The organism is Streptomyces sp. NPDC050161, assembly GCF_044460025.1.
Taxonomy (GTDB): Bacteria; Actinomycetota; Actinomycetes; order Streptomycetales; family Streptomycetaceae; genus Streptomyces.
The window spans coordinates 59,611-81,870 of record NZ_JBITJM010000015.1 but is presented as its reverse complement, the minus strand read 5'-3'; the positions used below and the strand labels follow the sequence as shown (position 1 = coordinate 81,870).

Sequence of the window (22,260 nt, the reverse complement as noted above, 5' to 3'; positions counted from 1 at the left end):
CCGGATACCGGCGGCCGGGACCGCCGGGACCGGGTCAGGCCAGTACCTCCTGCGGCGTACGGACCTCGGTGATGCCACGTGCCGCCAAATGCTCTACGTCATCGGCGCGTTCGGCCAGTACGAGAGCGGGCCGCAGACCTTGACCGGCCAACCGCGCCCAGGCTTCGAAGACGTCGCCGCCGGGCGCGCACACCGAGCGGCGGGGGGCCGCGTCCGCGTCGCCCGCGTCCACGGCGAGGGCGGTGGTGCGCGCCGCCGGCCGGTGCACCCGCCCGCCCCACTCGCCGGCCAGCGCGGCGAGTGCCTTGCCCGCCGGCTTGACCGTTCCGTCGTTGCCGAGCAGGCCGAGGCCGTACTCAAGAGCGGGAAAGTCCGCCAGCGACCGGGACACGTCGTGCGAGCACCACCACGTCACGCCCCACACGTCCGGGCAGTCCAGGGCGTTGCGGACGGTGGCATCCGTGAACCGGGCCGCCTGGTCCTCGGGGATGTGCGGGGCGGGGGCGCCGACTTCCTGGAGCCACACCGGGCGGTGCGGATCGCTCGCCCACGCCTTCGACAGCTCGATCAGATAGGCCGCGTGCTGCTCCGTCGCGGTGCCCGTCGGACCGTGCCGCTGCGCGGTGCCGTTGAACACCCAGGAGTGCACGGCCGTCACGGCACCGCGCCGGGCGGCGTGCGCCGGGGTGAAGGGGTGCCCGTCGCGGTACCAGGCGGCGTCGTAGGCGGCGTGCAGATGCATCCGGCCGGGGGCGCCCCGCTCGCAGGCCGCCAGCATCCGGTCGAGCCACGCCCCGGCCTGCGCCTCGGTGATCCGGTCCGGGTCGGGATGCGGGCCGTCCGAGAACTGGTTGATCTCATTGCCCAGCGTCATGCCGAGGAAGTTGGGCCGGCCGGCGAGCGCCGCGGCCAGCGTGCGCAGGTATTCCTCCTGGCCCGACAGGACGTCCGGGTCGGTGAAGAGGTTGCGGCGGTGCCAGGTCTGCGTCCAGGCGGGCAGGAAGTCGAAGCTCGACAGATGGCCCTGGAGGCCGTCGACGTTGACGTCGAGGCCGCGTTCGGCCGCGGCGTCCGCCAGCCGTACCAACTGCTCGACGGCGGCCGGCCGGATCAGGGTGCGGTTGGGCTGGAACACCGGCCAGAGCGGGAAGACCCGGACGTGGTCGAGGCCGAGGGCGGCGACGGCGTCGAGGTCGGCGCGTACCGCGTCCAGGTCGAAGTCCAGCCAGTGGTGGAACCACCCTTGGGCGGGTGTGTAGTTGACGCCGAAGCGGAGCGGGCGGCGGGCGGAGTCCTGCTCGGGCATAGCGGTCCCTGTGGGTGAGAGGCGGCGGACGGCACAGGCGGGGGAGCGGTCGGTGGTTCTGCGGGCCTCAGCCCTTGACCGCACCCTCGCCGACACCGCGGAAGAAGAAACGCTGGAGACAGGCGAACAACACGATCAGGGGGAGCACGGCGATGACGGTGCCGGCCGCGACCAGGCGCTGATTGTTCGCGAAGGTGCCGTGCAGGAAGTTCAGGCCGATCGTCAGGGTGAACTTCGACTGGTCGCTGAGCACGATCAGCGGCCACAGGAAGTCGTCCCACGCCCCCATGAAGGCGAAGATCGCCACCACCGCCAGGGTGCCCTTGACCGAAGGCAGCGCGATCCGCAGGAACCGCTGCCAGGCGTTGGCACCGTCGACGAACGCCGCCTCCTCCACCTCGTAGGGCAGCGCGGCGAAGGCGTTCCGCATCAGCAGCACGTTCATGGCGCCGATGCAGGCGGGCAGCAGCACCCCGATGAGGGTGTTGTTGAGCTGGAGTTCCCGCATCGTCACGAACTGGGCGATCATGATGCTCTCCACCGGCACCAGCATCGCCATGAGGAAGACGACGAGTGCGGCCTTCCGGCCGCGGAACCTCATCCGGGCCAGCGCGTAGCCCGCCAGCGCCGCGCCCAGACAGTTCGTCAGGACGTTGGCGACCGCGACCTTCAGGGAGTTCAGCGCGAAGTCCCAGACCGGGATGATCTTTGCGACACCGGCGTAGTTGTCCAGCGTCGCCGCGTGCGGCACCAGGCTCGGCGGATAGCGGTAGATGTCCTCGCCCGCCCCCTTGAGCGAGGTGGACAGCTGCCACAGGAACGGCCCCACGGTCAGCGCCAGCACGGCGAGCAGCAGCAGGTACCGCAGTACCCATTGCCACACCGGTGTCCGCCGGCCGCTCCTGCCGCGCCGTATCCGGCCGTCGCCGTCCGGCGCGGCCCGCCGCTGCTGTTCTGCCGTGGCACTCATGCGTCCTCCTTGCGGTTGGCGCGCAGCACCAGCAGCATCAGCCCCAGCGTGATCACGAACACCACGACGGACAGCGCCGACGCATAGCCGACCCGGCCGTTGAGACCCGTGCCGACCTGCTGGACCAGCATCACCAGCGTGGTGTCCTCGCCACCGGGGCCGCCGGTCGGCCCGGCCATCAGATAGACCTCGGAGAACACCTTGAAGGCGCCGACCGAGGCGAGCGCGGCCACCAGCACCATCGTGGAGCGCACCGCGGGGACGGTGACCGTCCAGAAGCGGCGCACCGCCCCCGCGCCGTCGACGGCGCACGCCTCGTGCAGTTCGCGCGGGACGTTGGCCAGCGCCGCCAGATAAACGATCATGTAGTAGCCGAGGCCCTTCCAGACCGTGACCGCCATCGCGCTGAGCAGCAGCAGCCACGGGTCGCTGAGGAAGCCGACCTTGCCGAAGCCGACCGCCTCCAGCACGGCGTTGATCAGCCCGCGGTCGTCCAGCAGCCACACCCAGATCAGCCCGACCACCACGACGGACGCGACCACCGGCGTGTAGAACGCGGCACGGAAGAACGTGATCCCGGGGAAGCGCCCCTGGACGAGCAGGGCCAGCAGCAGCGGCAGGATCACCAGCAGCGGCACGACCCCCAGGACGTACAGCAGGCTGTTGCGCAGGCCGGTCCAGAACATCGCGTCATGGATCAGCTCCTGGTAGTTGGCGCCGCCCACGTACTGCCCCGCGACGAGCGTGCGGGAGTCGGTGAAGGAGTTCACCACCGTGCTCAGGAACGGATACAGGCTGAACCCGGCGACGATCAGCAGCCCGGGGGCGAGGAACAGCCAGGGGCTGGTGGGCAGATGCCTGCGGACGGCCCCCGGTGCCTTCGCCGCTCGGGCCGTGCCGGTCGTCACCGTGCGCCCGCGCCGGTCGTGAGCAGCCGGTTGCACTCATCGACCGCACCGTCGAGCGCGGCCTTGGGCGACTCCTTGCCCTGCACCGCCTTCGCGACGGCGTTGCGCAGCACGGTCTTCATCTGGTCGCTGATCAGCACCGGCGTGTAATTCACCGCGCTGCCGAGGGACTTGGCGGACGCGATGCGCACCCGGGTCGCGTCCGTGCCGTCCTCCTTGGTGAAGTACGGATCGTCGAGCGAACCCTTGGTGCTGGGGAAGATCGCCACCCGCTTCGCGAAGTCCATCTGGTGCTTGCGGTCCGTGACGAAGTGGGCGAACGCCACCGCGGCCGGTTTGACCTTGCTCTGCGCATTCACCATCAGGCCCTGGACGTACATATTGGCCTTGCCGGTGTTGTTGACCGTGTCCGTGATCCCGATGTTCTTGTAGAGGCTCGGCGCCTCCCTCTTGAAGTTCCCCAGATCCAGCGCACTGCCCGGGTTCATCGCCACGGACTGCTGCTGGAACTTGCGCCCCGCGGACTCGGCCACGGCGGTCAGTGCCTGCGAATCCAGCGCGCCCGCCTTGTACAACTCCCGGTAATGCCCGAGCAGTTCGACACCCTTCGGCTCATTGAAGGTGAAGGCGGTGCCCTGCGCGTTCATGAGCCGTACGCCGTAGCGCCCGAAGTCCTCGATCGACGGGGTGCTCGCCAGCATCGCGATCTTCCCGTCGCTCTTCTTCGCCATCGTCAGGGCGTCCGCGAAGAGCTTTCCGTACGTCGTCGGCGGCTTCTCGGGATCGAGCCCCGCCTTCTTGAAGAGCGCCTTGTTGTAGAACATCGGTCCTGTGTTCAAATACCAGGGGAATGCGTAGACACCCGCCATGCCCGGCATCTCGTAGCTCTTCCAGGCACCCGCCAGATACTCGTCCTCGTACTTTCCCGCCGCCTTGTGCAGGTCGAGCGCGATACCGGCCTTGGCCAGCGGATAGGCGAGGTCCGGTGACGCATTGACGACATCGGGGAGTGTGCCGCCCGCCGCGTCCGCGCTGAGCTTGTCCGGATAGCCTTCGGCCGGCTGATCCACCCAACTGACCTCGGCATCCGGATACTTCTTCTCGAAGTCCGCGATGAGCCCTTCGAAGTAGTCCTTGAAATTGGCCTTGAGATTCCAGGTCTGGAAGGTCACCCGACCTTCGACCTTTCCCGTCGCGCTGTCCGAAGCGCCGGAATCTCCCGAGGCCCCGCACGCGGTCAGGGCGAGCGCCGATGTGACCAGTACCGCGGCGGACGCGGCTGCTCGGCGGGATATACGCATGGCTGGCTGGCTCCTCTTCTCGGACCAGAAACAGGGCGAATCATTGCGGCAGCCGGATGCGACAGGGCGTGTTTCCGGAGCGGACTCTCTCGGCGTCCACGCGCTGCCGCTGGATGCCGCTTCCTGCCCCGGACACGCGAAAATCAACAACTGTGCCGTGCCCCTTCAACGCACCGGCCGACCGTTAACGCGAGCCTCGGTGCGATGATGCGGCAGACGGTACTAATGCGATTTAGTGAGTGTCAATACCCACACCGGAATCGGCCTCGCGGAGGGCCGCAGAATGCCGTATTCACCCGCCCTGACCTGCGGAAACGCCAGTCGGACGGCGGCATGTGGAGCGCCACGGAAAGCCCTGGAGCCGCCGATTGACACACTCCGCCCCAGTGATCAGACTGACGGTACTAATGCGGTTTAGGAAGCAGCGCGCAAGAGGCACCCGCACCGCCCCTGGCTCGCCGCTGCGGCCACCGCGACGAGGCGAGCGAGACCACCGCACGAGGAGAGCCCGTCATGACAGCGTCCGGCGAGGCCGCCCGCCGCAAACCCGCCAGGCGGCCGACGATCAAGGACATCGCGCGCCGCGCCGGGGTCTCGGAGAGCGCCGTCTCGTTCGCGCTCAACGACCGCCCCGGCGTCTCCCGGGACACCCGCGCCCGGATCCGCCGCGTCGCCGAAGAGCTGGGCTGGCAGGCCAACAGCGCGGCCCGCGCGCTCTCCGGCGAACGCGCGGGCAGCGCGGGCCTGGTACTCGCCCGCCCGGCCAGCACGCTCGGGGTCGAATCCTTCTTCCTCCAACTGGTCTCCGGCATCCAGGAAGTCCTCTCGGCACGCCGGACCGCGCTGCTCTTCCAGGTGGTCGAGGACCTGGACGAGGAATGCGCCCTCTACCGCCGCTGGTGGGCCGAACGCCGGGTGGACGGCGTCCTCGTCGTCGACCCCCGCACCGAGGACCCGCGCCCCGGCCTGCTCGCCTCCCTCGGCCTGCCTGCCGTCGTCGTCGGCGGCCTCCCCGCCCAGGCGTCACCCGGCGCGGCCACCGCCGCGGAACCCCCGCAGGTCTCCACGGTCTGGGCCGACGACTCCAAGGCCATGGCCAGGGTCATCGACCACCTCCACGGCCTCGGCCACCGCCGGATCGTGCACGTCGCCGGCCTGCCGGGACTGGCCCACACCGCGCGCCGTATCCACTCCCTGCGCACCGAGGCGGACCGCCACGGCCTCGGCGCGCACCAGGTCCGCTCGGTGACCACCGACTACTCCGACGCGGAGGGCGCCGAAGCCACCCGCCGCATCCTGGACACCGCCGAGCCGCCCACGGCGATCATCTACGACAACGACGTGATGGCCGTGGCCGGCGCCTCGGTGGCGGCGGGCCGCGGCATCTCCGTCCCCGGCGGCCTGTCGATCGTGGCCTGGGACGACTCGGCCCTGTGCCGCGTCACCCACCCCCAGCTCACCGCCCTGGTCCGCGACACCCCCGGCTTCGGCCGGCTCGCCGCCCAGGAACTCCTCACCGTCATCGACGGCGGCCCGCCACGCACCGTGCACGGCGAACTCCCGCACCTGGAAGCCCGCGAGAGCACCGGCACACCGGACGCGCCGTAGCCCTGGAGCCGCCGCCCGCAGCACGCTCCGCCCCTGGCCGGACGGAGCTGTCGACGACACCAAGGAGGCGTATCGTCCCCATATGCACCCTATGGACGGCCGCCCAGCGCACGGCCGCCATGCCCCACGGAGGAGACCGCCCGCATGGCCCAGACCGAGCCGTCACCCGCGGCCCGCCCCCTCGCCCTGGTCACCGGCGCGACCGGCTACATCGGCGGCCGGCTCGCCCCCGAACTCCTGGACGCCGGATACGCCGTACGCACGCTCGCCAGAAGCCCGGAGAAGCTGCGCGACCACCCCTGGGCCGGCCGGACCGAGGCGTGCCGCGGGGACGTCACCGACGCCGCATCGGTCCGCGCCGCCCTGGACGGCGTCGACACCGCCTACTACCTGGTGCACGCCATCGGCACCGGCCACGACTTCGAGGAGACCGACCGCAGGGCCGCCCGGATCTTCGCCGAACAGGCCCGCGCCGCCGGCGTCCGCCGCCTCGTCTACCTCGGCGGCCTGACCCCCGACGGCGTACCGCAGCAGTCCCTCTCGCCCCACCTCCGCTCCCGCGCCGAGGTCGCCGACATCCTCCTGGCGTCCGGCGTCCCCACCGCCGTGCTGCGCGCCGCCGTCATCATCGGCTCCGGCTCCGCCTCGTTCGAGATGCTGCGCTACCTCGCCGAACGCCTCCCCGTGATGGTGACACCCAGCTGGGTACGCACCCGCATCCAGCCCATCGCCATCCGCGACGTGCTGCGCTACCTGGTGGGCTGCGCCGGCCTGCCGGACGACGTCTCACGGGCCTTCGACATCGGCGGCCCCGACGTGCTCACCTACCGCGACATGATGCAGCGCTACGCCCGCGTCGCCGGCCTCCCGGAGCGGCTCATCCTCCCCGTGCCGATGCTCACACCGGGCCTGTCCAGCCGCTGGGTCGGGCTGGTCACACCGGTCCCCGGCGCCCTGGCCAGGCCGCTCGCCGAGTCGCTGCGGCACGAAGTCGTCTGCCAGGAGCACGACATCGCCCGCTACGTACCCGACCTGCCGGGCCGCCCCATCCCCTTCGACGACGCGCTGGACCTGGCACTGCGGCGGATCCGCGAGGCCGAGGTCGCCACCCGCTGGTCCAGCGCCGCGGTGCCTGGCGCACCGAGTGATCCGCTGCCCACCGACCCCGACTGGGCGGGCGGCTCCCTCTACACCGACCGCCGCGCACGCCGGGTGGACGCCGCGCCCGAAGCACTGTGGCGGGTGGTGGAAGGCATCGGCGGTGAACACGGCTGGTACTCGTCGGGCCTGGCCTGGGCGGCGCGCGGCTGGCTCGACCGGCTCGTCGGCGGGGTGGGGCTGCGGCGCGGCAGACGCGACGCGGGCCGGCTGCGGGTCGGCGACGCCCTGGACTTCTGGCGCGTCGAGGAGATCCTGCCCGGCCGGCTGCTCCGGCTCCGCGCCGAAATGCGGCTACCTGGCCTGGCCTGGCTGGAGTTGGCCGTCGGCCACGACACCCGCGGCCGTACGGTCTACTGTCAGCGGGCCCTGTTCCACCCGCACGGCCTGGCCGGGCACGCCTACTGGTGGGCGGTGTCCCCGTTCCACGCCGCGGTGTTCGGCGGCATGGCCCGCAACATCGCCAGGACCGCGGAGACGGCGCCGGAACCGCCCGCCCCCTGAGGCGACCGGCCACGTCGCAGCTCGCCATACACACGTCGCCATGCAAAAACGGCGGACCCCGGGCACCCGGCCCGGAATCCGCCGTGTGCGCTGCTCAGTGGTGGGTCACCGTACCGGCCGCCAGCCGGCCGCAGTTCGAGCCGTTGACGCTGACACTGACGTTTTCGATCGTGCCGCCCCAGTCCACACAGCGGCCCTTCGCGAGCAAATACACCGGGCCCGCGTAACTGGTGTAAAGCCCGCTGTCGAAGACCGTGTCGGAACTCCCGTCGGTCGGCCCGAGATAGGTGTAGATGGAGACCGGCTTTCCGGTGGTGTTCCGCACCGTCACGACACAGTTCTTACCCGTCTTGCCGCTGTAGGTCAGAAACACCTTTCCCTTTCCGGAGATCTCCGCGGAATTCACTACGCTGTAGCCGCTTCCACAGGCTCCGTTGTACGCCGCCGACGCGGCACGTGCGGGTGTGGCCGACGCACTGGTGGCGCCGGCCATCGTGGCCAAACCCGCCACTGCCAGCACGGCCGAACCTGCGATGGCACGAGAACGCTTCATGGGAATACCCCCGTCAGAGGTGGTGTCCTTCGCGTGGTCATTGCACAGTGTTGGACGACGCTCGTACGGAGATGGTTGTACCGACCGTGGGTGAACTTCCCGCACCCCGTTCGAACAAGCCACTCGCGCGGCATCAAACCACCCCGGAAAAAGGCTCGTTGCCGCACTTCACCGCCAATTCCCCGCCCCTCGAACGCGGTTGCCGAAATTTTTTTCTCCGGACGGCTCCAAGGCACGGCAACGGCCGGTCCCCGGCGCCTGGTGCGGCGCCGGGGACCGGCCGTCGGCAGCTGCTCCCGCGGGCGGGTCAGCCGTTGGCGAGCGCCTTGAGGCGGGTGAACGATCCGTTGAAGCGGTTGTGGTCGCCGACCGTCGGTCCGGTGGAGGTGTACTGCCAGATCGTCTGGAACGGCCACCCTGCCGGGAGCGTCCCGACGGACGAGCCGTAGCGCGGTACCCACAGCGGATTCGTCTTGCCGAACTTGCTGGAGTTCCCGGTGCACTTCGTCCACCAGTTGGTGGAGGTGTAGATGACCGCGTCCCGCCCGGTCTTCGCCCGGTACGTGGTCACGAAGTCGGCGATCCACTGGATCATCGCCGACGTGCTCTTGCCGTAGCAGGTCGCCCCGTAGGGGTTGTACTCCATGTCGAGCGCCCCGGGCAGCGTCTTGCCGTCCTTCGACCACGCCCCGCCGTGCCCGGCGAAGTACGTCGCCTGCGACGCACCGCTGGAGTGGTCGGGCAGCGCGAAGTGGTACGCGCCGTGGATGATGTCGGCGTCGTACGAGCCCCGGTACTGCTGGGTGAAGTACGGGTTCTTGTAGGTGGTCCCCTCGGTGGCCTTGACGTACGCGAAGCGCACGCCGCTGGTGCGCAGTGTGGACCAGCTGACGTTGCCGTTGTGGCTGGAGACGTCGACACCTTCGACCGACGATGCCGAGGGGGACGCCTGCGTATCGGAGCCACCGGCGCGGTCGACGCCCTCGTGGGCGGCGATCGTGGAGCCCATCCAGTCCTGGTCGGGGTGGGCGGGTTCCTTGCCGCCCCCGGCCGCCGCGGCGGTGCCGGGCAGGGCGAGTGGCAGGACGAGCGCGGAGAGGGAGAGGAGCGTTCCGGCCGCGGCGGGGAAGGTGCGACGGGCCGGACCGGATCTGCGCAGGGGCATCGGGTACCTCCGAAGGCCATCGGTTGGCGGTGCGGCAGATTTTGAGCAGATTCCTGCCGATAAGGAGACATATACGCTGCACCGCTCGCTCCTATGACCCGACAGACCTTGAGGCCCCCGTCCGGCCGGACGGTGTCACCCGTCCGGCGCCACAACGGCCCGGTGACGCGCTCGCCGCAGCGCGCCCGGGAACGCGAAAGCGGGCCCCGTGGTGCCGGGGCCCGCTTGTCTGCGCAGCGGCGCACGCGCCAGTCGCCGCATCCGTCAGTTCGGTGGTGGCGGCGTCACCTCGCCGTGCGCCGCCTCACCGGTGCTTCGCACCCGTACCGCATCGCCGCGGTGCCGGGGTACCGCGTCAGCTCAGTAGGCGGAGTTGACGTTGTCGATGGAGCCGTAGCGGTGTGCTGCGTAGTTGGCTGCGGCGGTGATGTTGGCGATGGGGTCGGTGAGCTTATGGGGGGTGCCCTTGACGTGGTAGGTGTCGAAGGTGGGCTGGATGACCTGGAGGAGGCCCTTGGAGGGGATGCCGTTGATGGCGTTGATGTCCCAGTTGTTGACGGCGTTGGGGTTGCCGGAGGACTCGCGCATGATGTTGCGGTGCAGTCCGTTGTAGGAGCCGGGTATGCCCTTGTCCTTCATGATGTCGAGGGACTGGCGGATCCAGCCGTCCAGGTTGTTCTTGTACTGCTTCGGCGCGGCCTTCGGGGCAGCCTTGGGTGCCGCCTTCGGCGCGGCGAGCGCCTTGCGCTCCAGGGAGCGGTCGGCGGCCTGCTGGGCGGTGTGGCCCTGCTCGGCGATGGCGGTCACCTTGAGCCGGTCGGCCACCGAAGCGGTGGTCTCGCCCGCGGCCTTCGCGTTCTTCGCGGCCGTGTCCTTGCCGGTCTGGGGCTTGGCGGGGAGGCCGTTGGCGTTGACGGGCTTCACTGCGGTGGGGGCGTGTGCGGCGGTGGTGGCCTGGGCGTTGCCGGGGGATGTGGTGACGGTGAGGGCGGTGGTGGCGCCGGCGGTGGCGAGGACGGCGACGGCGACCTTGTGGGTGCGGGTGATGCGGGCGTTGCGGAGCAGGGTGAAGCTGGGCATGCGGGGTGACCTCTTCCGGGTGGTGTGCGGGGGAGCGGCCTTCGGCGGCGCGTGTGACCGAGGTCTGGCCGCGCTCGCTCGCCACGGGGAGGAGCCTTTTCGGCACGTTCTCGGTGCTACCCGAGTAATGGTTAACGCGGCCCTGGAGCGGTGGCAATGATGGGTTGTACTACCCCTCATCGTGAGATCCACCGAAATGCCCGATGTTGTGACCGTTTTCCCCAAGGGGGGAGCGGAATGGCGTCGACTAGGTGTGCTCGTACGTGACGCACGTCCTGTGCCGGGCATCACCCCGGGCCCCCGGTCCGCGACCCCTTGGAGTTGTGTGGCTCACAGGGGTGGCGGGGTGCGCGGGAGGAGTTTCGGAGGCGACCGGAAGCGCCGCCCCGTGGTCATGGCCGTGCGCGGCGTCCGTTGTGGCGGAGTCGGTGGGCCGTTCGCAGCAGCGCGCGGGCTGTCGGGTGGCCGCGGCGGCGGGAGTTCCCCGAGGGTGAGAGCCCCACTGGGAGTCACTCACCGTAAGGAACCGCATATGTACCGTCGCCTCGCCGTCGTCGTCGCGGGTGTGCTGGCCGCTGGAGTGCTCGCCTCCGGTACGGCGTCCGCCGACGACCACGAGCTCACGCCCAAGGAGAAGGCCGGTCTGGAGTTCGCGGGGGGCGTCGTCGGCGCCCTCCTCGGAGGGCCGTTGCTGGGAGGCGCCCTGCGCTGACGTCCGGGCGCCCGGCCCGCCGGCCGGGCGCAGACATGACGAGGGCCCTGTCCGCGGGAAGCGGACAGGGCCCTCGTCGGGTCGACGGTGCCGTACCGGCACGTCCGACCGGCCTTCGCCAAGTGCCGGCGCCGTGCGCGCCGGCCGTCATGTTCCGGCTCAGTAGGCGGAGTTGACGTTGTCGATGGAGCCGTAGCGGTGTGCTGCGTAGTTGGCTGCGGCGGTGATGTTGGCGATGGGGTCGGTGAGCTTATGGGGGGTGCCCTTGACGTGGTAGGTGTCGAAGGTGGGCTGGATGACCTGGAGGAGGCCCTTGGAGGGGATGCCGTTGATGGCGTTGATGTCCCAGTTGTTGACGGCGTTGGGGTTGCCGGAGGACTCGCGCATGATGTTGCGGTGGAGCCCGTTGTAGGAGCCGGGTATGCCCTTGTCCTTCATGATGTCGAGGGACTGGCGGATCCAGCCGTCCAGGTTGTTCTTGTACTGCTTCGGCGCGGCCTTCGGGGCAGCCTTGGGTGCCGCCTTCGGCGCGGCGAGCGCCTTGCGCTCCAGGGAGCGGTCGGCGGCCTGCTGGGCGGTGTGGCCCTGCTCGGCGATGGCGGTCACCTTGAGCCGGTCGGCCACCGAAGCGGTGGTCTCGCCCGCGGCCTTCGCGTTCTTCGCGGCCGTGTCCTTGCCGGTCTGGGGCTTGGCGGGGAGGCCGTTGGCGTTGACGGGCTTCACTGCGGTGGGGGCGTGTGCGGCGGTGGTGGCCTGGGCGTTGCCGGGGGATGTGGTGACGGTGAGGGCGGTGGTGGCGCCGGCGGTGGCGAGGACGGCGACGGCGACCTTGTGGGTGCGGGTGATGCGGGCGTTGCGGAGCAGGGTGAAGCTGGGCATGCGGGGTGACCTCTTCCGGGTGGTGTGCGGGGGAGCGGCCTTCGGCGGCGCGTGTGACCGAGGTCTGGCCGCGCTCGCTCACGACGGGGAGGAGCCTTTTCGGCACGTTCTCGGTGCTACCCGAGTAATGGTTAACGCGGCCCTGGAGCGGTGGCAATGATGGGTTGTACTACCCCTCATCGTGAGATCCGCCGAAATGCCCGATGTTGTGACCGCTTTTCGGCACGGTTGAGCGGGCGTACCTCGACTACGACGGCTCGTACGTGACGTGCACCCTGTGCCCGGCATCACCCAACGGCGCCCGGAACACCGGAGTTGCGGGCCAACGGGAGGGCGTCGAAGTTGCCCGGGTCACACGGAAGATGGCGCGTGGGGACGCACCGCGGCCATGGTCAGGCCGCGGCCGGCCCCACCAGGCGCAGGACCGCGTCCAGGCCGCGCCGGCAACCAGGTGTCGCGCCGCTCGGCAGGACGTAGGACCGCAGGCCCGCGCCCGCGCCGCCGCCGTCCTTGGCCGGATGATCACCGACCATCAAGGTCTGCGTGGGCTCGACGTCCAGCAGTCGGCAGGCGTGCCGGAACAGCAGTGGATCCGGCTTCTCCGTGCGGTGCTCGAAGGAGTGGACCCAGGCGCCGACGTACCCGTCGAGCCGGTGCCGCGCGAAGGTGGGCCGCAGATCCCACCCCACATCGCTCACCACTCCGACCGCGATGCCGCGGTCCGCCAGCCCGGCGAGTGCTTCCCCGGCGTCGGCGTACGGCAGCCAGTGCTCGGGCGTCCGCAGCTGTTCGTACAGCGCTCCGGCATACGGCGCGAGGGCGGGAACGGACCCGTACCAGGTGGTGAAGGCGCGCCGGTGGGCAGCCGCCGACACGAAAGCCCCGCCTCCAGCCCGGTGAGCAGGGCGTCCATGGCGTGGTCGCCGACGGGGTGGGGCAGGGCCGCGCGGATACGGTCGGCTTCCGGCCATCAGGAATGGCGCGGACGCCGACCGGCCGGCCCGCCGTGCACACGGCAGCAGCGCCCGCTTCACGCACGGGTAAGGGCTGTCACGGGTACGACGGGTACGCGCCCCTCACGCGTACGCGGTCCCGTCGGTCGGCTCTGCCTCGCGGGTGGCCGGGGCCAGGCCGGGGGCCGAGGACAGGGGACCGTCCGTGAAGAAACGGGCCGTCAAGTCCGCTACGGCCTGCGGGCGTTCGAGGACGACCCAGTGGTCGGTGTCCGGGATGGTGAGGAACCGGCCTTCGGAGAGGGTGCCGGCGAAGCGGCGCTGACGGGCCGGGGAGGTGACCGTGTCGTGCGCGCCGCTGAAGACCAGGGTGGGCACCCCGGCCAGGCCGCCGGAGAAGTCCGGGCGGTTGGCCGGAGCGCGGAGCAGCGAGTCGACGGCGTGCGGTGCGTGCCGGGCCGCGTGCAGCACGGCCCGTTGCACATAGCGGTGGGCGAGCCGTCTGCGGGTGATGAACCGCTGCTCGTCCCGGCACAGCAGACCGTCGGCGATCAGCGAGGCGCAACGGTCGACCGCACCGCGCGCCAGCTCTTCGCGCGCCCGCCGCCAGCGCTCGGTCTGCGCCGCACCGATGTGGACCGGCGTGCCGCCGAGCGCCAGCCGCGCGATCCGCCGGGGGAAGCGCCGGGCGCAGCCGAAGGCGATCCCCGCGCCGTAGGAGAAACCGAACAGATTGATCCGCGGGACGTCGAGGTCGTCGATGATCCGCTCGACCGCCGCGCACAGCAGGTCCACGCCAGGACCCGGCGGGAGCGCGGCGGCGCTGCCCATGCCCGGCAGATCCGCGGTGATCACGCTCGCCACCGGGCGCAGCCGCATTTCCATCTGCTGCCAGTCGAACATCCCCTGGAGCGCGCCGCCGAGCACCAGCACGGGTTGGGTGATCCCGTCCGGCTGCCGCAGCACGCGGTACGCATAGGGCACCCCGTTCACCGACAGGGAGCGGATCGTTTCCTCGGACATGGCTTTTCCTTCTGGGGAGGTCCGTGGTGAGCCGACGGCGGCCGGGCGGGGATGCGGTCAGCCGCGGGTCAGGACCAGCGCGGCGTTGTGCCCGCCGAAGCCGAGCGACGTCTTGACCGCGCAGTCGAACCGGGCGGAGCGGGCTTCCCGGCGCACGATCTCCATCGGGATCCGCGGATCCGGTGTGTCGAGATTGACGGTCGGCGGCACCAGCTGCGCTTCCAGCGCGAGCGCCGTCAGCGCCGTCTCGATACCGCCGGCGGCGCCCAGCGTGTGCCCGGTCATCGCCTTGGTGGAGGTGACCAGCGGGTGCGTGCCGATCACCCGCCGCAGCATCGTCGCCTCGATCCGGTCGTTGACGACCGTCGAGGTGCCGTGCGCGTTGACGTGCCCGATGTCGGCCCCCGTCACCTCCGCGTCCGCCATCGCGGTGCGCAGCGCGCGCTCGATGCCCCGGCCTTCGGGGTCGGGCGCCACCGCGGCGTACGCGTCGCTGGACGCGCCGTATCCGGCGAGGTTGGCGCGGATCGTGGCGCCGCGTGCCCTGGCGTGCTCGGGGCGTTCCAGGACCAGGAGTCCGGCGCCTTCGCCGACGACGAAGCCGTCCCGGTCGGCGTCGAAGGGGCGGCAGGCGGCTGCGGGGTCGTCCCGCCGGGTGGAGACGGCCTTCATCTGGCAGGCGCTGGCGATCAGCAGCCGCGAGCACACCGACTCGGCGCCGCCGGCGATGGCGATGTCGCAGGCCCCGGAGCGCAGCAGTTGGTGCGCGGTGCCCAGGGCGACGGTCCCCGATGAGCACGCGGTCGCCACACCGAGGCTGGGGCCCTGCGCGCCCAGGTCCATGGCGACGTTGCTGGCCGCGCTGTTGATGACGGTCAGCGGGGCGAGTTTGGGGGAGACCCGGCGGGCGCCGCGTTCGAGCAGGGCGGTGTGCTGCTCGTCGTAGAAGGGCAGTCCGCCGTGGGCCGAGCCGATGACGACGGCGACCCGGGTGCTGTCCCAGGTGGTGGCGTCGAGGCCGGCGTCGGCCATCGCCTCGCGGGCCGCGATCACCGCAAGCTGCGCGAAGCGGTCCAGCAGGCGGATGGCCGCGACGCCCAGCACCGCGGTGGTGTCCAGGTCGTCGGCGCCGTACATGAAGTCGCAGGGCAGATCGGTCAGTTCGGGTCTGTGCCGGACTCCGGAAGGGGAAGGATCCTCGGTGACGGCGTGCCAGGTGGCCTTGGTGCCGACACCCGCGGCCGTCACCAGACCGATGCCTGTCACCGCCGCGGAGAACGGCTTACGGGCGGCCGTCACGCGGCGACTTCGCCGTCGACGGGCGCCGTCGGCCGGGGGTGGCGCAGCGGGGGCTCGGTGGTGACGCCGGCCGGATCGGTCCCGGATCGTTGGGTCAGCAAGGTGCTGACGACTTCTGCCGCGTTCACGTGGCACTCCTCCGCTGTTCGTGGGCGATCTGCCAACCGCGGCCCGGCGGGTGCGCGCCGGCGGCTCCGGCTGCGCTGCACAGGGGCGCGTAAAGGGCGCGCGCCCCCTGTGCGCGTACCGCGGAAGGCACTTGCCAGGTCTAACGGCGCGGGGCGACGGGAGGGTACGGGGCGTGGCTGGATCGGGACGGTCCAGGGCCCGGCGCCGCGGGGCTCACGCCTGGTCGAGTGCGCCGGTCACCCGCCCCAACAGGCCGCGCAGGGTGCGGAGTTCCTCGACGGTGAGTCCGGTCGCCGCGAGCATCCGGCGGGGTACGGGCAGGGCGCGCTCGCGCAGTTCCTCGCCGTCCGGGGTGAGGCGTACGGTCACCGACCGCTCGTCGTCGGCGCTGCGTTCGCGGCGTACCAGGCCGGCCGTCTCCAGGCGCTTGAGAAGCGGGGAGAGGGTGCCGGAGTCGAGGCGGAGGCGCTCGCCGATGGCCTTGACGGGCCGCGGGCCGTCCTCCCAGAGCACGAGCATGACCAGGTACTGGGGGTAGGTCAGCCCGAGGTCCTTGAGCGCGTCCCGGTAGACGCCGCCGAACGCGCGCGAGGCGGCGTGCAGCGAGAAGCAGACCTGATGGTCGAGCCGGAGCAGTTCGGTGTCGGGTACCGGGGGCGTGGTCATGGCTCCAGATTAGCCCTCCGCGGCATTGAGTCGCGGGAAGCTTAATTGCGCACAACTGAGTTGTGTGCAATCTTTATGGGTGTCGGACGGTCGGGATTCGGCCGTCGCGCTATCGAAGGAGTTCCGTGATGGACGCGCTCTACACCGCTGTCGCCACCGCCAACGGCCGAGAGGGACGGGCGGTCAGCTCCGACGGCCGCATCGATCTGGCCCTGGCCATGCCGCCCGCACTCGGCGGCGACGGCGCGGGCACCAACCCGGAGCAGCTCTTCGCCGCCGGATACGCCGCGTGCTTCGCCAGCGCGATGGGGAACGTCGGCAGGCAGCTGAAGGTCGACACCAAGGACGTCTCGGTCACCGCCGAGGTCTCCATCGGCAAGGACGACACCGGCTTCGGCCTGGCCGTCGTCATGCGGGTGGAGCTGCCGGACAGCCTCGCGGGCGAGCAGGGCAGGCAGCTCGTCGAGGCCACCCACCAGTACTGCCCCTACTCGAAGGCGACCCGCGGCAACATCGACGTCGAGCTGGTCATCGAGTAGCCCGCCGCTGCCCGGTGTCCGCCGTGCCGCTGCCTGTACGCGCCTTTCCCGTACGGCTGTTGAACCCCACGGCCGCGATCACCACCGCGCACCCGGCGAGCTGGGTGGCCGTCGGACGCTCGCCGATGGCCAGGCCAAGCAGCAGGGCCAGCACGGGCTGGAGCAGCAGCAGCGCGGCCCCGGTGTGCGGCGCCAGCCTCGGCAGCGCGGTGGTGATCAGCAGCCAGGCCAGGACCTGCCCGAACAGCGCCAGCGCCGCCAGCCAGCCCCAGGCCGGCCAGCCGGGGGCCAGGTCGATGCCCGTCCACAGGCCGCCAAGCACCGCCGCTGCCACGGCCGCCGCCCCGGTGGACACGCACACCGGGGCGACGGTCTGCGCCCGCCCGCCGCCGAGCCGCAGCAGGAACAGGTACCCGGCGTACGCCACCCCGGCGGCGATCCCGTACGCCACCCCGGCCACCGGATCGCTGCCCGGCTGCGGCTGCCCGACGGCGCCGCTCGCGAGCGCGACCCCGCCCAGCATCAGCGGCGCCGTGCACAGGAACCGCCGGGGCAGCGCCGTCTTCGAGACCAGCCTGGCGAGCAGCGGGAAGACCACGACCTGGACGTTGAGCAGCAGCGTGGCGACGGCGGCGCCGACGTGCAGGACGCTCGCCGCCCAGAAGACCAGGTCGACGCCGAGCAGCAGCCCGGCCGCGAGATCCGCCAGCAGGTGGGACACCGCCCGGCGCCCGGTCCGCCGCCGCTCCCGCAGCGCGAGCGGCACCAGCACCGGCAGCGCGAGCGCGCACCGCAGGAACGCCGCCGTCCCCGCGTTCGTGCCGGACAGCTTCATGAACACCGCCGACGCCGAGATGCACGCGGACCCGGCGACGACCCCCGCCACCGGCCCGCTCCAGCGCCCCGCGCGGCGCGGCACCGCGCCATCCGGCGCCCGCCCGGCTCCGGCCCGCGGTGCCGTCGCCGGGGGCGCCGCCGCCTCGATCTGCGTCTCGTCGGATCCCATGCGTCCACTCTGACCGCCGCAATCCAGAAGAAAAAGCGAAGATTTGGCGGCAATACCCGGTAGAATTTCTGATGTGTTCAGCATCGACCGGCTCCGCGCCCTCGCCGCGGTGGCCGCCCACGGCTCCATCGCCCAGGCCGCCAAGACACTCCGGCTGACCCCGTCGGGCGTCTCCCAGCAGCTCGCCAAACTGGAACGCGAAGCCGGGCGCCCGCTGCTCGAACCCCAGGGCCGCAGCGTCCGCCTCACCCACGCCGGACGCGTCCTCGCCGGCCACGCCGACCGGCTGCTCGCCCAACTCGCCGCCGCCGAGCGGGATCTCGCCGACCTCGGCGACGACGTCATCGGCCCGCTGCGGATCGGCGGCGTGGGCAGTGCGGTACGCACCCTGCTGCCCCGGACGCTGGCCGCACTGACCGCCGCCCACCCCCGGCTGACCCCCACGGTGCACGACGGCGAGGCCGTCGACCTGCTGCCGCTGCTGCTCGCCGGCACCCTCGATCTGCTGCTCGTCGAAAGCTGGGCCAACCGCCCCCTCTTCGTCCCCGAAGGCGTGAGCGTACAGACGCTGACCAGTGAGGACGCCTACGTGGCGGTGTCCGCCGACCACCCGCTCGGCGACCGGGAAACGGTCGGCCTCGCCGAACTGGCGGGCACCGTGTGGACCGCCTGCCCGCCGGGCACCGAGCCGTACGAAGCGCTCCTCCAGGCGCTGCGCGCCGAAGACGTCGAACCCGAGGTGCGCTACACCCTCGCCGAACACCTCACCCAGCTCGCCCTGGTCGAACAGGGCGTCGCCGCCGCCCTCATCCCCGCCGTGTCCCGCGGCCTCGCCCCACCCGCCGTGCGGTTCCTGCGTACCCGGCCCGCCCTGCGCCGCGACATCAAGGCCGCCTGGCTCACCCGCACCGCGAGCCCGCCGGTCCGCGCCTGCGTCAACATGCTGTCGGGGCAACCCACCCGGATGTCCTGACCCGGACGGCGGCGGCCGGCCCGCCCGGTTCCGGGAGCCGCCGCTCGCCCGAACGGCCTACGTGGCGCGGGGCGTTGCGCGGCAGCCCGTGGGCCGCGGCGGCAGGGGAGGCGCGGCACGGGCACCACCCGGTCGGCGAGCGTCGGCGCGACGGCTCCCACCCGCGCTCCTAGGGTCGGCCGTGTGACCGCACCACCCGCCTCCCACACCGCGCCCCGACCGGGACACCCGGCACACGGGCTGCGCCGTCCCCCCACAGGGCCCCGGCCGTGACCGCCCCCGCAGACGGTCCGCCCCACGACTTCGCGCTGCGCATCGACAAGGGCGTGGCCGAGCCCGAGGAACTCGCGGCGATCACGGTGATCCTCTGGGCCCGGCTGGCCCAGGGCATCGCCGGCGCCCAGGACGCGCGGCCGGCGGGGCTCCACGCCGACCGCGCCCACCGGCACCATCTCCCGCCCTTGGCCTGCTGGGCCGGCTGCTGGACGTGCGGCTGAGTACCACGCGGCGGCGGACCGGTGCCTGACGCCGGGCGGGGTACACCATCCGTCCCAAGGAGCGAACACGGACATCTCGGCAGGTAAGACCGCACGGCGGGCGGTGGAGACCGGGCCGCTTGGGGGATCCGGGGTGCTGACCGGCAGAATCCGCGTCAGGTCCCGCGCACGCAGGGCCGTCCAGCCGGGAAGTGAAGCAGGAGGCCGAAGCTGTGTCGGAGCGTCAGGTGACAGGTGGGGGCGGGGGCGCCGACGCGCCGGGGGTGCAGATACAGGAGGGCAGGCTCCGCAGAGAACTGGGCTTCTGGGGGCTGACCGCGATCGGCTTCTCCAACATCGTCGGCTCCGGATGGCTGTTCGCGGCCATGTACGCGGCGCAGACCGCGGGGCCCGCGTCGCTGCTGTCCTGGATCGGGGCGGGGCTGCTGTGCGCCCTGGTCGCCCTCGTCATGATCGAACTCGGCGCCTCGCGTCCCGAGGGCGGCGGCACGGTCCGCTGGCCGCTGTTCGCCAGCGGGCGCCTGGTCGGCACCGTCGTCGGCTGGTCGGTGCTGCTGTCGGTGGGCGGCACCGCCGCCGAGATCAGCGCGATCATGCAGTACGCCGCGCACTACCTGCCGGGCATCTACAACGGCCACACCCTCACCGCATCCGGGCTCGCGCTCGCCGCCGGACTCAGCGTGCTGCTGACCGCGCTGAACTGGTTCGCGGTACGGATGTTCGCCCAACTCAACAATCTCGTCTCGGTGTTCAAAATCGTCGTCCCGGTGATCACCGTGATCGCGCTCATCGCCTCCGGCTGGCACTCCGGCCGCCTCACCGACCACGGCGGCTTCGCCCCGTACGGCTACGCGGCCTGCCTGACCGCGCTGGCCGGCGGCGGCATCGTCTACTCCGTCAACGGATTCCAGGCCCCGCTGGACTTCTCCGGCGAGACCCGCAACCCGCGCCGCACCATCCCCGCCGCCGTCCTCACCGGCATCGGCCTGGCCGTCCTGATGTACCTGGCCCTCCAGGTGGCCTTCCTGTTCACCGTCCCCGACAAGGTGCTCGGCGGCGGCTGGAGCGGCGTCTCCTTCGAATCACCCTTCGGCCAGCTCGCCCTGATCCTCAATCTGCACTGGCTCTCCAGCCTGCTCTACGCCGACGCGGTCATCTCGCCCGGCGGCTCCGCCTACGTCGGCGTGGCGATCGACGCGCGGCACACCTACGCGCTCGCCAAGAACGGCACCATCCCGCGCTTCTTCATGAAGGTGCACGAGCGCTCCGGCATGCCGCGCCGCGCCCTGGTCATCAACCTCGCGGTGATCATCGTCTTCCTGCTCCCGGTCGGCGGCTGGCAGGACATCGTCAGCGTGATGGGCGACATGTACCTGCTGATCTACGCGGCGTCGGCGGTGGCCGTCGCCGTCTTCAGGGCCGAGCCCGGCGGCGGCACCGCGGGGTGGGTGCCGGGGCTGCGCTGGATCGCCCCGCTCAGCTTCGTCGTGGCCACCGAGTTCGTCTACTGGTCGGGCTGGCACGATCTGCGGCTCGCGCTGCCCCTCGTGCTCGGCGGGATCCTGATCTTCCTGGCCATGCGGCGCCCCGGCGCGCAGCGCGGCACGGAACCCGGCGGGCGCCGCGGGTCGCTCACCGCCGAACTGCGCACCGGCGCCTGGCTGGTGTGCTACCTCGCCGCCCTGACCCTGCTGTCCTGGCTCGGCACCTTCGAGGGCTCCGCCCACCTCCCCGCCCCTTACGACTCGCTCACCGTCGCCGTCATCGCCCTGGCCGTCTTCTTCTGGGCGGTGCGCTCCGGAGTCCGGCACCGGGCCACGACCCTCGCACCCGCCTCCTGACCACCGCCCGCAGCGCCGCACGGGAGCCGCGCACCCGCCCGGCCTTGTGCCTGCCACCGCCGGGCGCAAGGTGCCCGGCGCGCCTATCCTGAGCGTGGAGCTTCCGGGTGGGGCCGTCCGGCGCCACCCGAGGGAAAGGCCCGGCAGGGGTGTCCCGGCCGGGCCGGTTCAGGAGGCCGGAAGGGATATGCCGCGCGAGGCCGTGTCGTCGACGTCGCGTCGTTGCCCGGAGGGGACTTCGACGACACGACCCAGGGGCGCCCCGCAGCGGCCCGCGACCTGATGTACATCGGAGCCGTCCATGTTCCGGCGTCGTCCTCCGCGGTCGGTGAGCGCCGACGACCTGCTGACCACGCTCGGGCGGCTCACCGCCCAGGCGCGGGCGGGAGCGGAGCTTCAGCGGGCCAGGGTGGAGCTGGCCCAGGCCCTCCAGCGGGAGATGCTGCCGGCCGCGCTGCCGCAGCTCCCCGGCCTGCGGGCGGCGGCCGGATACGCCCCCGCCCGGCACGGCCTGGACATCGGCGGCGACTGGTACGACGGCTTCACGCTGCCCGACGGGTCGGTCGCCTTCTCGCTCGGTGACGTACAGGGCCACGACGTCGAAGCCGCCGCCTTCATGGGACAGATCCGGATCGGGCTGCGCGCCGTGGCCACCGTCGCCGCCGACCCGGGAGAGGTGCTGAGCCGCGCCAACGACCTGCTGCTGTCCGTGGATTGCGGGCTCTTCGCCACCTGCACTTTCCTCCGCTTCGACCCCGTCACCTGGGAGTTGTCCAGCGCCCGCGCGGGACACATCCCCGGTGTCTGGGCCACGTCCGACGGCCGCTGCGGCCTCGCCGAGGACGCCGGCGGGGTGCCGCTCGGCGTGCTGCCCGGCGAGACCTACCCGGTGACCCGCCGCCCGCTGACCAGGGCCGGGGCGTTCGTCCTGCTCACCGACGGTGTGGTCGAAGGGCCTTCGTTCCCGATCGAGGCGGGCCTCGCGGAGGCGATCCGGCGGGTCAGCATCCGGGCACCGCACGGCGACCCGGCCGCGGTCGCCGAGGCCGTCATGGGCGTGGCCGAATTCACCGGCCACGCCGACGACGCCGCGGTGATCGCCCTCTGCTTCGACAGGGCGGCCCGCGGCCCGGAGTGACGCACGGCCGGGTGTGCGTGTCGGTGGCCGCAGGGCGTCGCCGGCGTTGTCT

22 protein-coding genes are annotated in these 22,260 nt (G+C 71.8%); 8 read left to right on the top strand and 14 right to left on the bottom strand.

Annotation, left to right across the window (positions count from 1 at the left end):
• Window positions 1–34 precede the first annotated feature (34 nt).
• From ACIBK8_RS23875 to ACIBK8_RS23860, 4 genes are all read right to left on the bottom strand, one after another.
• Window positions 35–1,306, bottom strand: a complete 1,272-nt coding sequence (locus ACIBK8_RS23875) for a glycosyl hydrolase (RefSeq protein WP_399043864.1) — start codon at window positions 1,304–1,306, stop codon at window positions 35–37.
• A 67-nt stretch (window positions 1,307–1,373) separates the two neighbouring features.
• On the bottom strand, window positions 1,374–2,276 hold the full coding sequence (locus ACIBK8_RS23870; RefSeq protein WP_399043862.1) for a carbohydrate ABC transporter permease: 903 nt from the start codon (window positions 2,274–2,276) through the stop codon (window positions 1,374–1,376).
• Window positions 2,273–3,184 (bottom strand): carbohydrate ABC transporter permease, encoded by a 912-nt coding sequence (locus ACIBK8_RS23865; RefSeq protein ID WP_399043860.1) that lies wholly within the window; start codon window positions 3,182–3,184, stop codon window positions 2,273–2,275. The genes ACIBK8_RS23870 and ACIBK8_RS23865 overlap by 4 nt, the downstream gene beginning before the upstream one ends.
• Window positions 3,181–4,485, bottom strand: a complete 1,305-nt coding sequence (locus ACIBK8_RS23860) for an ABC transporter substrate-binding protein (RefSeq protein ID WP_399043858.1) — start codon at window positions 4,483–4,485, stop codon at window positions 3,181–3,183. Before ACIBK8_RS23860 ends, ACIBK8_RS23865 begins: the two co-directional genes overlap by 4 nt.
• A 513-nt stretch (window positions 4,486–4,998) precedes the next feature.
• On the opposite strand from ACIBK8_RS23860, the gene ACIBK8_RS23855 reads away from it, so the two are divergent.
• Entirely contained in the window at window positions 4,999–6,093 is a 1,095-nt protein-coding gene (locus ACIBK8_RS23855) for a LacI family DNA-binding transcriptional regulator (protein ID WP_399043856.1), read from the top strand.
• Between the two features lie 144 nt (window positions 6,094–6,237).
• On the top strand, window positions 6,238–7,755 hold the full coding sequence (locus ACIBK8_RS23850; RefSeq protein WP_399043854.1) for an SDR family oxidoreductase: 1,518 nt from the start codon (window positions 6,238–6,240) through the stop codon (window positions 7,753–7,755).
• Window positions 7,756–7,849: 94 nt separating this feature from the next.
• On the opposite strand, the gene ACIBK8_RS23845 is transcribed toward ACIBK8_RS23850, so the two are convergent.
• The 3 genes from ACIBK8_RS23845 to ACIBK8_RS23835 form a co-directional block, all read right to left on the bottom strand.
• Window positions 7,850–8,308: a spore-associated protein A gene (locus ACIBK8_RS23845; RefSeq protein WP_399043852.1), complete on the bottom strand. Its 459-nt coding sequence runs from the start codon at window positions 8,306–8,308 to the stop codon at window positions 7,850–7,852.
• A 307-nt stretch (window positions 8,309–8,615) separates the two neighbouring features.
• Entirely contained in the window at window positions 8,616–9,473 is an 858-nt protein-coding gene (locus ACIBK8_RS23840) for a lysozyme (RefSeq protein WP_399043851.1), read from the bottom strand.
• A 360-nt stretch (window positions 9,474–9,833) separates the two neighbouring features.
• The gene (locus tag ACIBK8_RS23835; protein WP_399043847.1) at window positions 9,834–10,553 is read right to left on the bottom strand and encodes a transglycosylase SLT domain-containing protein; all 720 of its coding nucleotides are present in this window, start codon (window positions 10,551–10,553) and stop codon (window positions 9,834–9,836) included.
• 532 nt (window positions 10,554–11,085) lie between these two features.
• Here ACIBK8_RS23835 and ACIBK8_RS23830 point away from each other — a divergent pair.
• The gene (locus ACIBK8_RS23830; RefSeq protein ID WP_399043849.1) at window positions 11,086–11,265 is read left to right on the top strand and encodes a hypothetical protein; all 180 of its coding nucleotides are present in this window, start codon (window positions 11,086–11,088) and stop codon (window positions 11,263–11,265) included.
• 159 nt (window positions 11,266–11,424) lie between these two features.
• Here ACIBK8_RS23830 and ACIBK8_RS23825 read toward each other — a convergent pair whose 3' ends face one another.
• The 6 genes from ACIBK8_RS23825 to ACIBK8_RS23800 all read right to left on the bottom strand — a co-directional run bounded on the left by ACIBK8_RS23825 (window position 11,425) and on the right by ACIBK8_RS23800 (window position 16,214).
• The gene (locus ACIBK8_RS23825) at window positions 11,425–12,144 is read right to left on the bottom strand and encodes a transglycosylase SLT domain-containing protein (RefSeq protein ID WP_399043847.1); all 720 of its coding nucleotides are present in this window, start codon (window positions 12,142–12,144) and stop codon (window positions 11,425–11,427) included.
• Window positions 12,145–12,536: 392 nt separating this feature from the next.
• Window positions 12,537–13,019 (bottom strand): HAD family hydrolase, encoded by a 483-nt coding sequence (locus ACIBK8_RS23820; RefSeq protein WP_399043845.1) that lies wholly within the window; start codon window positions 13,017–13,019, stop codon window positions 12,537–12,539.
• Between the two features lie 201 nt (window positions 13,020–13,220).
• Window positions 13,221–14,120, bottom strand: coding sequence for an alpha/beta fold hydrolase (locus ACIBK8_RS23815; protein WP_399043843.1), 900 nt, complete (start codon window positions 14,118–14,120; stop codon window positions 13,221–13,223).
• A 57-nt stretch (window positions 14,121–14,177) separates the two neighbouring features.
• Entirely contained in the window at window positions 14,178–15,419 is a 1,242-nt protein-coding gene (locus tag ACIBK8_RS23810; RefSeq protein ID WP_399043842.1) for a beta-ketoacyl-[acyl-carrier-protein] synthase family protein, read from the bottom strand.
• Window positions 15,416–15,547, bottom strand: coding sequence for a hypothetical protein (locus ACIBK8_RS23805; protein ID WP_393680826.1), 132 nt, complete (start codon window positions 15,545–15,547; stop codon window positions 15,416–15,418). Before ACIBK8_RS23805 ends, ACIBK8_RS23810 begins: the two co-directional genes overlap by 4 nt.
• Before the next feature lie 214 nt (window positions 15,548–15,761).
• On the bottom strand, window positions 15,762–16,214 hold the full coding sequence (locus tag ACIBK8_RS23800; protein ID WP_399043840.1) for a MarR family winged helix-turn-helix transcriptional regulator: 453 nt from the start codon (window positions 16,212–16,214) through the stop codon (window positions 15,762–15,764).
• 128 nt (window positions 16,215–16,342) lie between these two features.
• Here ACIBK8_RS23800 and ACIBK8_RS23795 point away from each other — a divergent pair, with 128 nt between their 5' ends.
• Window positions 16,343–16,753 carry an organic hydroperoxide resistance protein gene (locus ACIBK8_RS23795; protein ID WP_399043838.1) on the top strand — a complete coding sequence of 137 codons (411 nt, stop codon included), beginning with the start codon at window positions 16,343–16,345 and terminating at the stop codon, window positions 16,751–16,753.
• Here the strand turns inward: ACIBK8_RS23795 and ACIBK8_RS23790 are convergent.
• On the bottom strand, window positions 16,743–17,759 hold the full coding sequence (locus tag ACIBK8_RS23790) for a DMT family transporter (RefSeq protein ID WP_399043836.1): 1,017 nt from the start codon (window positions 17,757–17,759) through the stop codon (window positions 16,743–16,745). The genes ACIBK8_RS23795 and ACIBK8_RS23790 overlap by 11 nt on opposite strands.
• A 73-nt stretch (window positions 17,760–17,832) precedes the next feature.
• Here ACIBK8_RS23790 and ACIBK8_RS23785 point away from each other — a divergent pair, with 73 nt between their 5' ends.
• The 4 genes from ACIBK8_RS23785 (at window position 17,833) to ACIBK8_RS23770 (ending at window position 22,208) form a co-directional block, all read left to right on the top strand.
• Window positions 17,833–18,732, top strand: coding sequence for a LysR family transcriptional regulator (locus tag ACIBK8_RS23785; protein ID WP_399043835.1), 900 nt, complete (start codon window positions 17,833–17,835; stop codon window positions 18,730–18,732).
• A gap of 269 nt (window positions 18,733–19,001) precedes the next feature.
• Window positions 19,002–19,229: an acyl-CoA carboxylase subunit epsilon gene (locus tag ACIBK8_RS23780; RefSeq protein ID WP_399043834.1), complete on the top strand. Its 228-nt coding sequence runs from the start codon at window positions 19,002–19,004 to the stop codon at window positions 19,227–19,229.
• Between the two features lie 212 nt (window positions 19,230–19,441).
• Window positions 19,442–21,070, top strand: coding sequence for an APC family permease (locus ACIBK8_RS23775; RefSeq protein WP_399043832.1), 1,629 nt, complete (start codon window positions 19,442–19,444; stop codon window positions 21,068–21,070).
• A 301-nt stretch (window positions 21,071–21,371) separates the two neighbouring features.
• Entirely contained in the window at window positions 21,372–22,208 is an 837-nt protein-coding gene (locus ACIBK8_RS23770) for a PP2C family protein-serine/threonine phosphatase (RefSeq protein WP_399043830.1), read from the top strand.
• Window positions 22,209–22,260: the final 52 nt, after the last annotated feature.

Excerpts from the sequence above, each read along its gene's own strand:
- ACIBK8_RS23815 (WP_399043843.1), bottom strand. The coding sequence starts at position 14,120 with ATGTCCGAGGAAACGATCCGCTCCCTGTCGGTGAACGGGGTGCCCTAT.
- ACIBK8_RS23870 (WP_399043862.1), bottom strand. The coding sequence starts at position 2,276 with ATGAGTGCCACGGCAGAACAGCAGCGGCGGGCCGCGCCGGACGGCGAC.
- ACIBK8_RS23825 (WP_399043847.1), bottom strand. The coding sequence starts at position 12,144 with ATGCCCAGCTTCACCCTGCTCCGCAACGCCCGCATCACCCGCACCCAC.
- ACIBK8_RS23860 (WP_399043858.1), bottom strand. The coding sequence starts at position 4,485 with ATGCGTATATCCCGCCGAGCAGCCGCGTCCGCCGCGGTACTGGTCACA.
- ACIBK8_RS23855 (WP_399043856.1), top strand. The coding sequence starts at position 4,999 with ATGACAGCGTCCGGCGAGGCCGCCCGCCGCAAACCCGCCAGGCGGCCG.
- ACIBK8_RS23770 (WP_399043830.1), top strand. The coding sequence starts at position 21,372 with ATGTTCCGGCGTCGTCCTCCGCGGTCGGTGAGCGCCGACGACCTGCTG.
- ACIBK8_RS23845 (WP_399043852.1), bottom strand. The coding sequence starts at position 8,308 with ATGAAGCGTTCTCGTGCCATCGCAGGTTCGGCCGTGCTGGCAGTGGCG.
- ACIBK8_RS23830 (WP_399043849.1), top strand. The coding sequence starts at position 11,086 with ATGTACCGTCGCCTCGCCGTCGTCGTCGCGGGTGTGCTGGCCGCTGGA.
- ACIBK8_RS23850 (WP_399043854.1), top strand. The coding sequence starts at position 6,238 with ATGGCCCAGACCGAGCCGTCACCCGCGGCCCGCCCCCTCGCCCTGGTC.
- ACIBK8_RS23790 (WP_399043836.1), bottom strand. The coding sequence starts at position 17,759 with ATGGGATCCGACGAGACGCAGATCGAGGCGGCGGCGCCCCCGGCGACG.
- ACIBK8_RS23800 (WP_399043840.1), bottom strand. The coding sequence starts at position 16,214 with ATGACCACGCCCCCGGTACCCGACACCGAACTGCTCCGGCTCGACCAT.
- ACIBK8_RS23840 (WP_399043851.1), bottom strand. The coding sequence starts at position 9,473 with ATGCCCCTGCGCAGATCCGGTCCGGCCCGTCGCACCTTCCCCGCCGCG.
- ACIBK8_RS23835 (WP_399043847.1), bottom strand. The coding sequence starts at position 10,553 with ATGCCCAGCTTCACCCTGCTCCGCAACGCCCGCATCACCCGCACCCAC.
- ACIBK8_RS23875 (WP_399043864.1), bottom strand. The coding sequence starts at position 1,306 with ATGCCCGAGCAGGACTCCGCCCGCCGCCCGCTCCGCTTCGGCGTCAAC.
- ACIBK8_RS23795 (WP_399043838.1), top strand. The coding sequence starts at position 16,343 with ATGGACGCGCTCTACACCGCTGTCGCCACCGCCAACGGCCGAGAGGGA.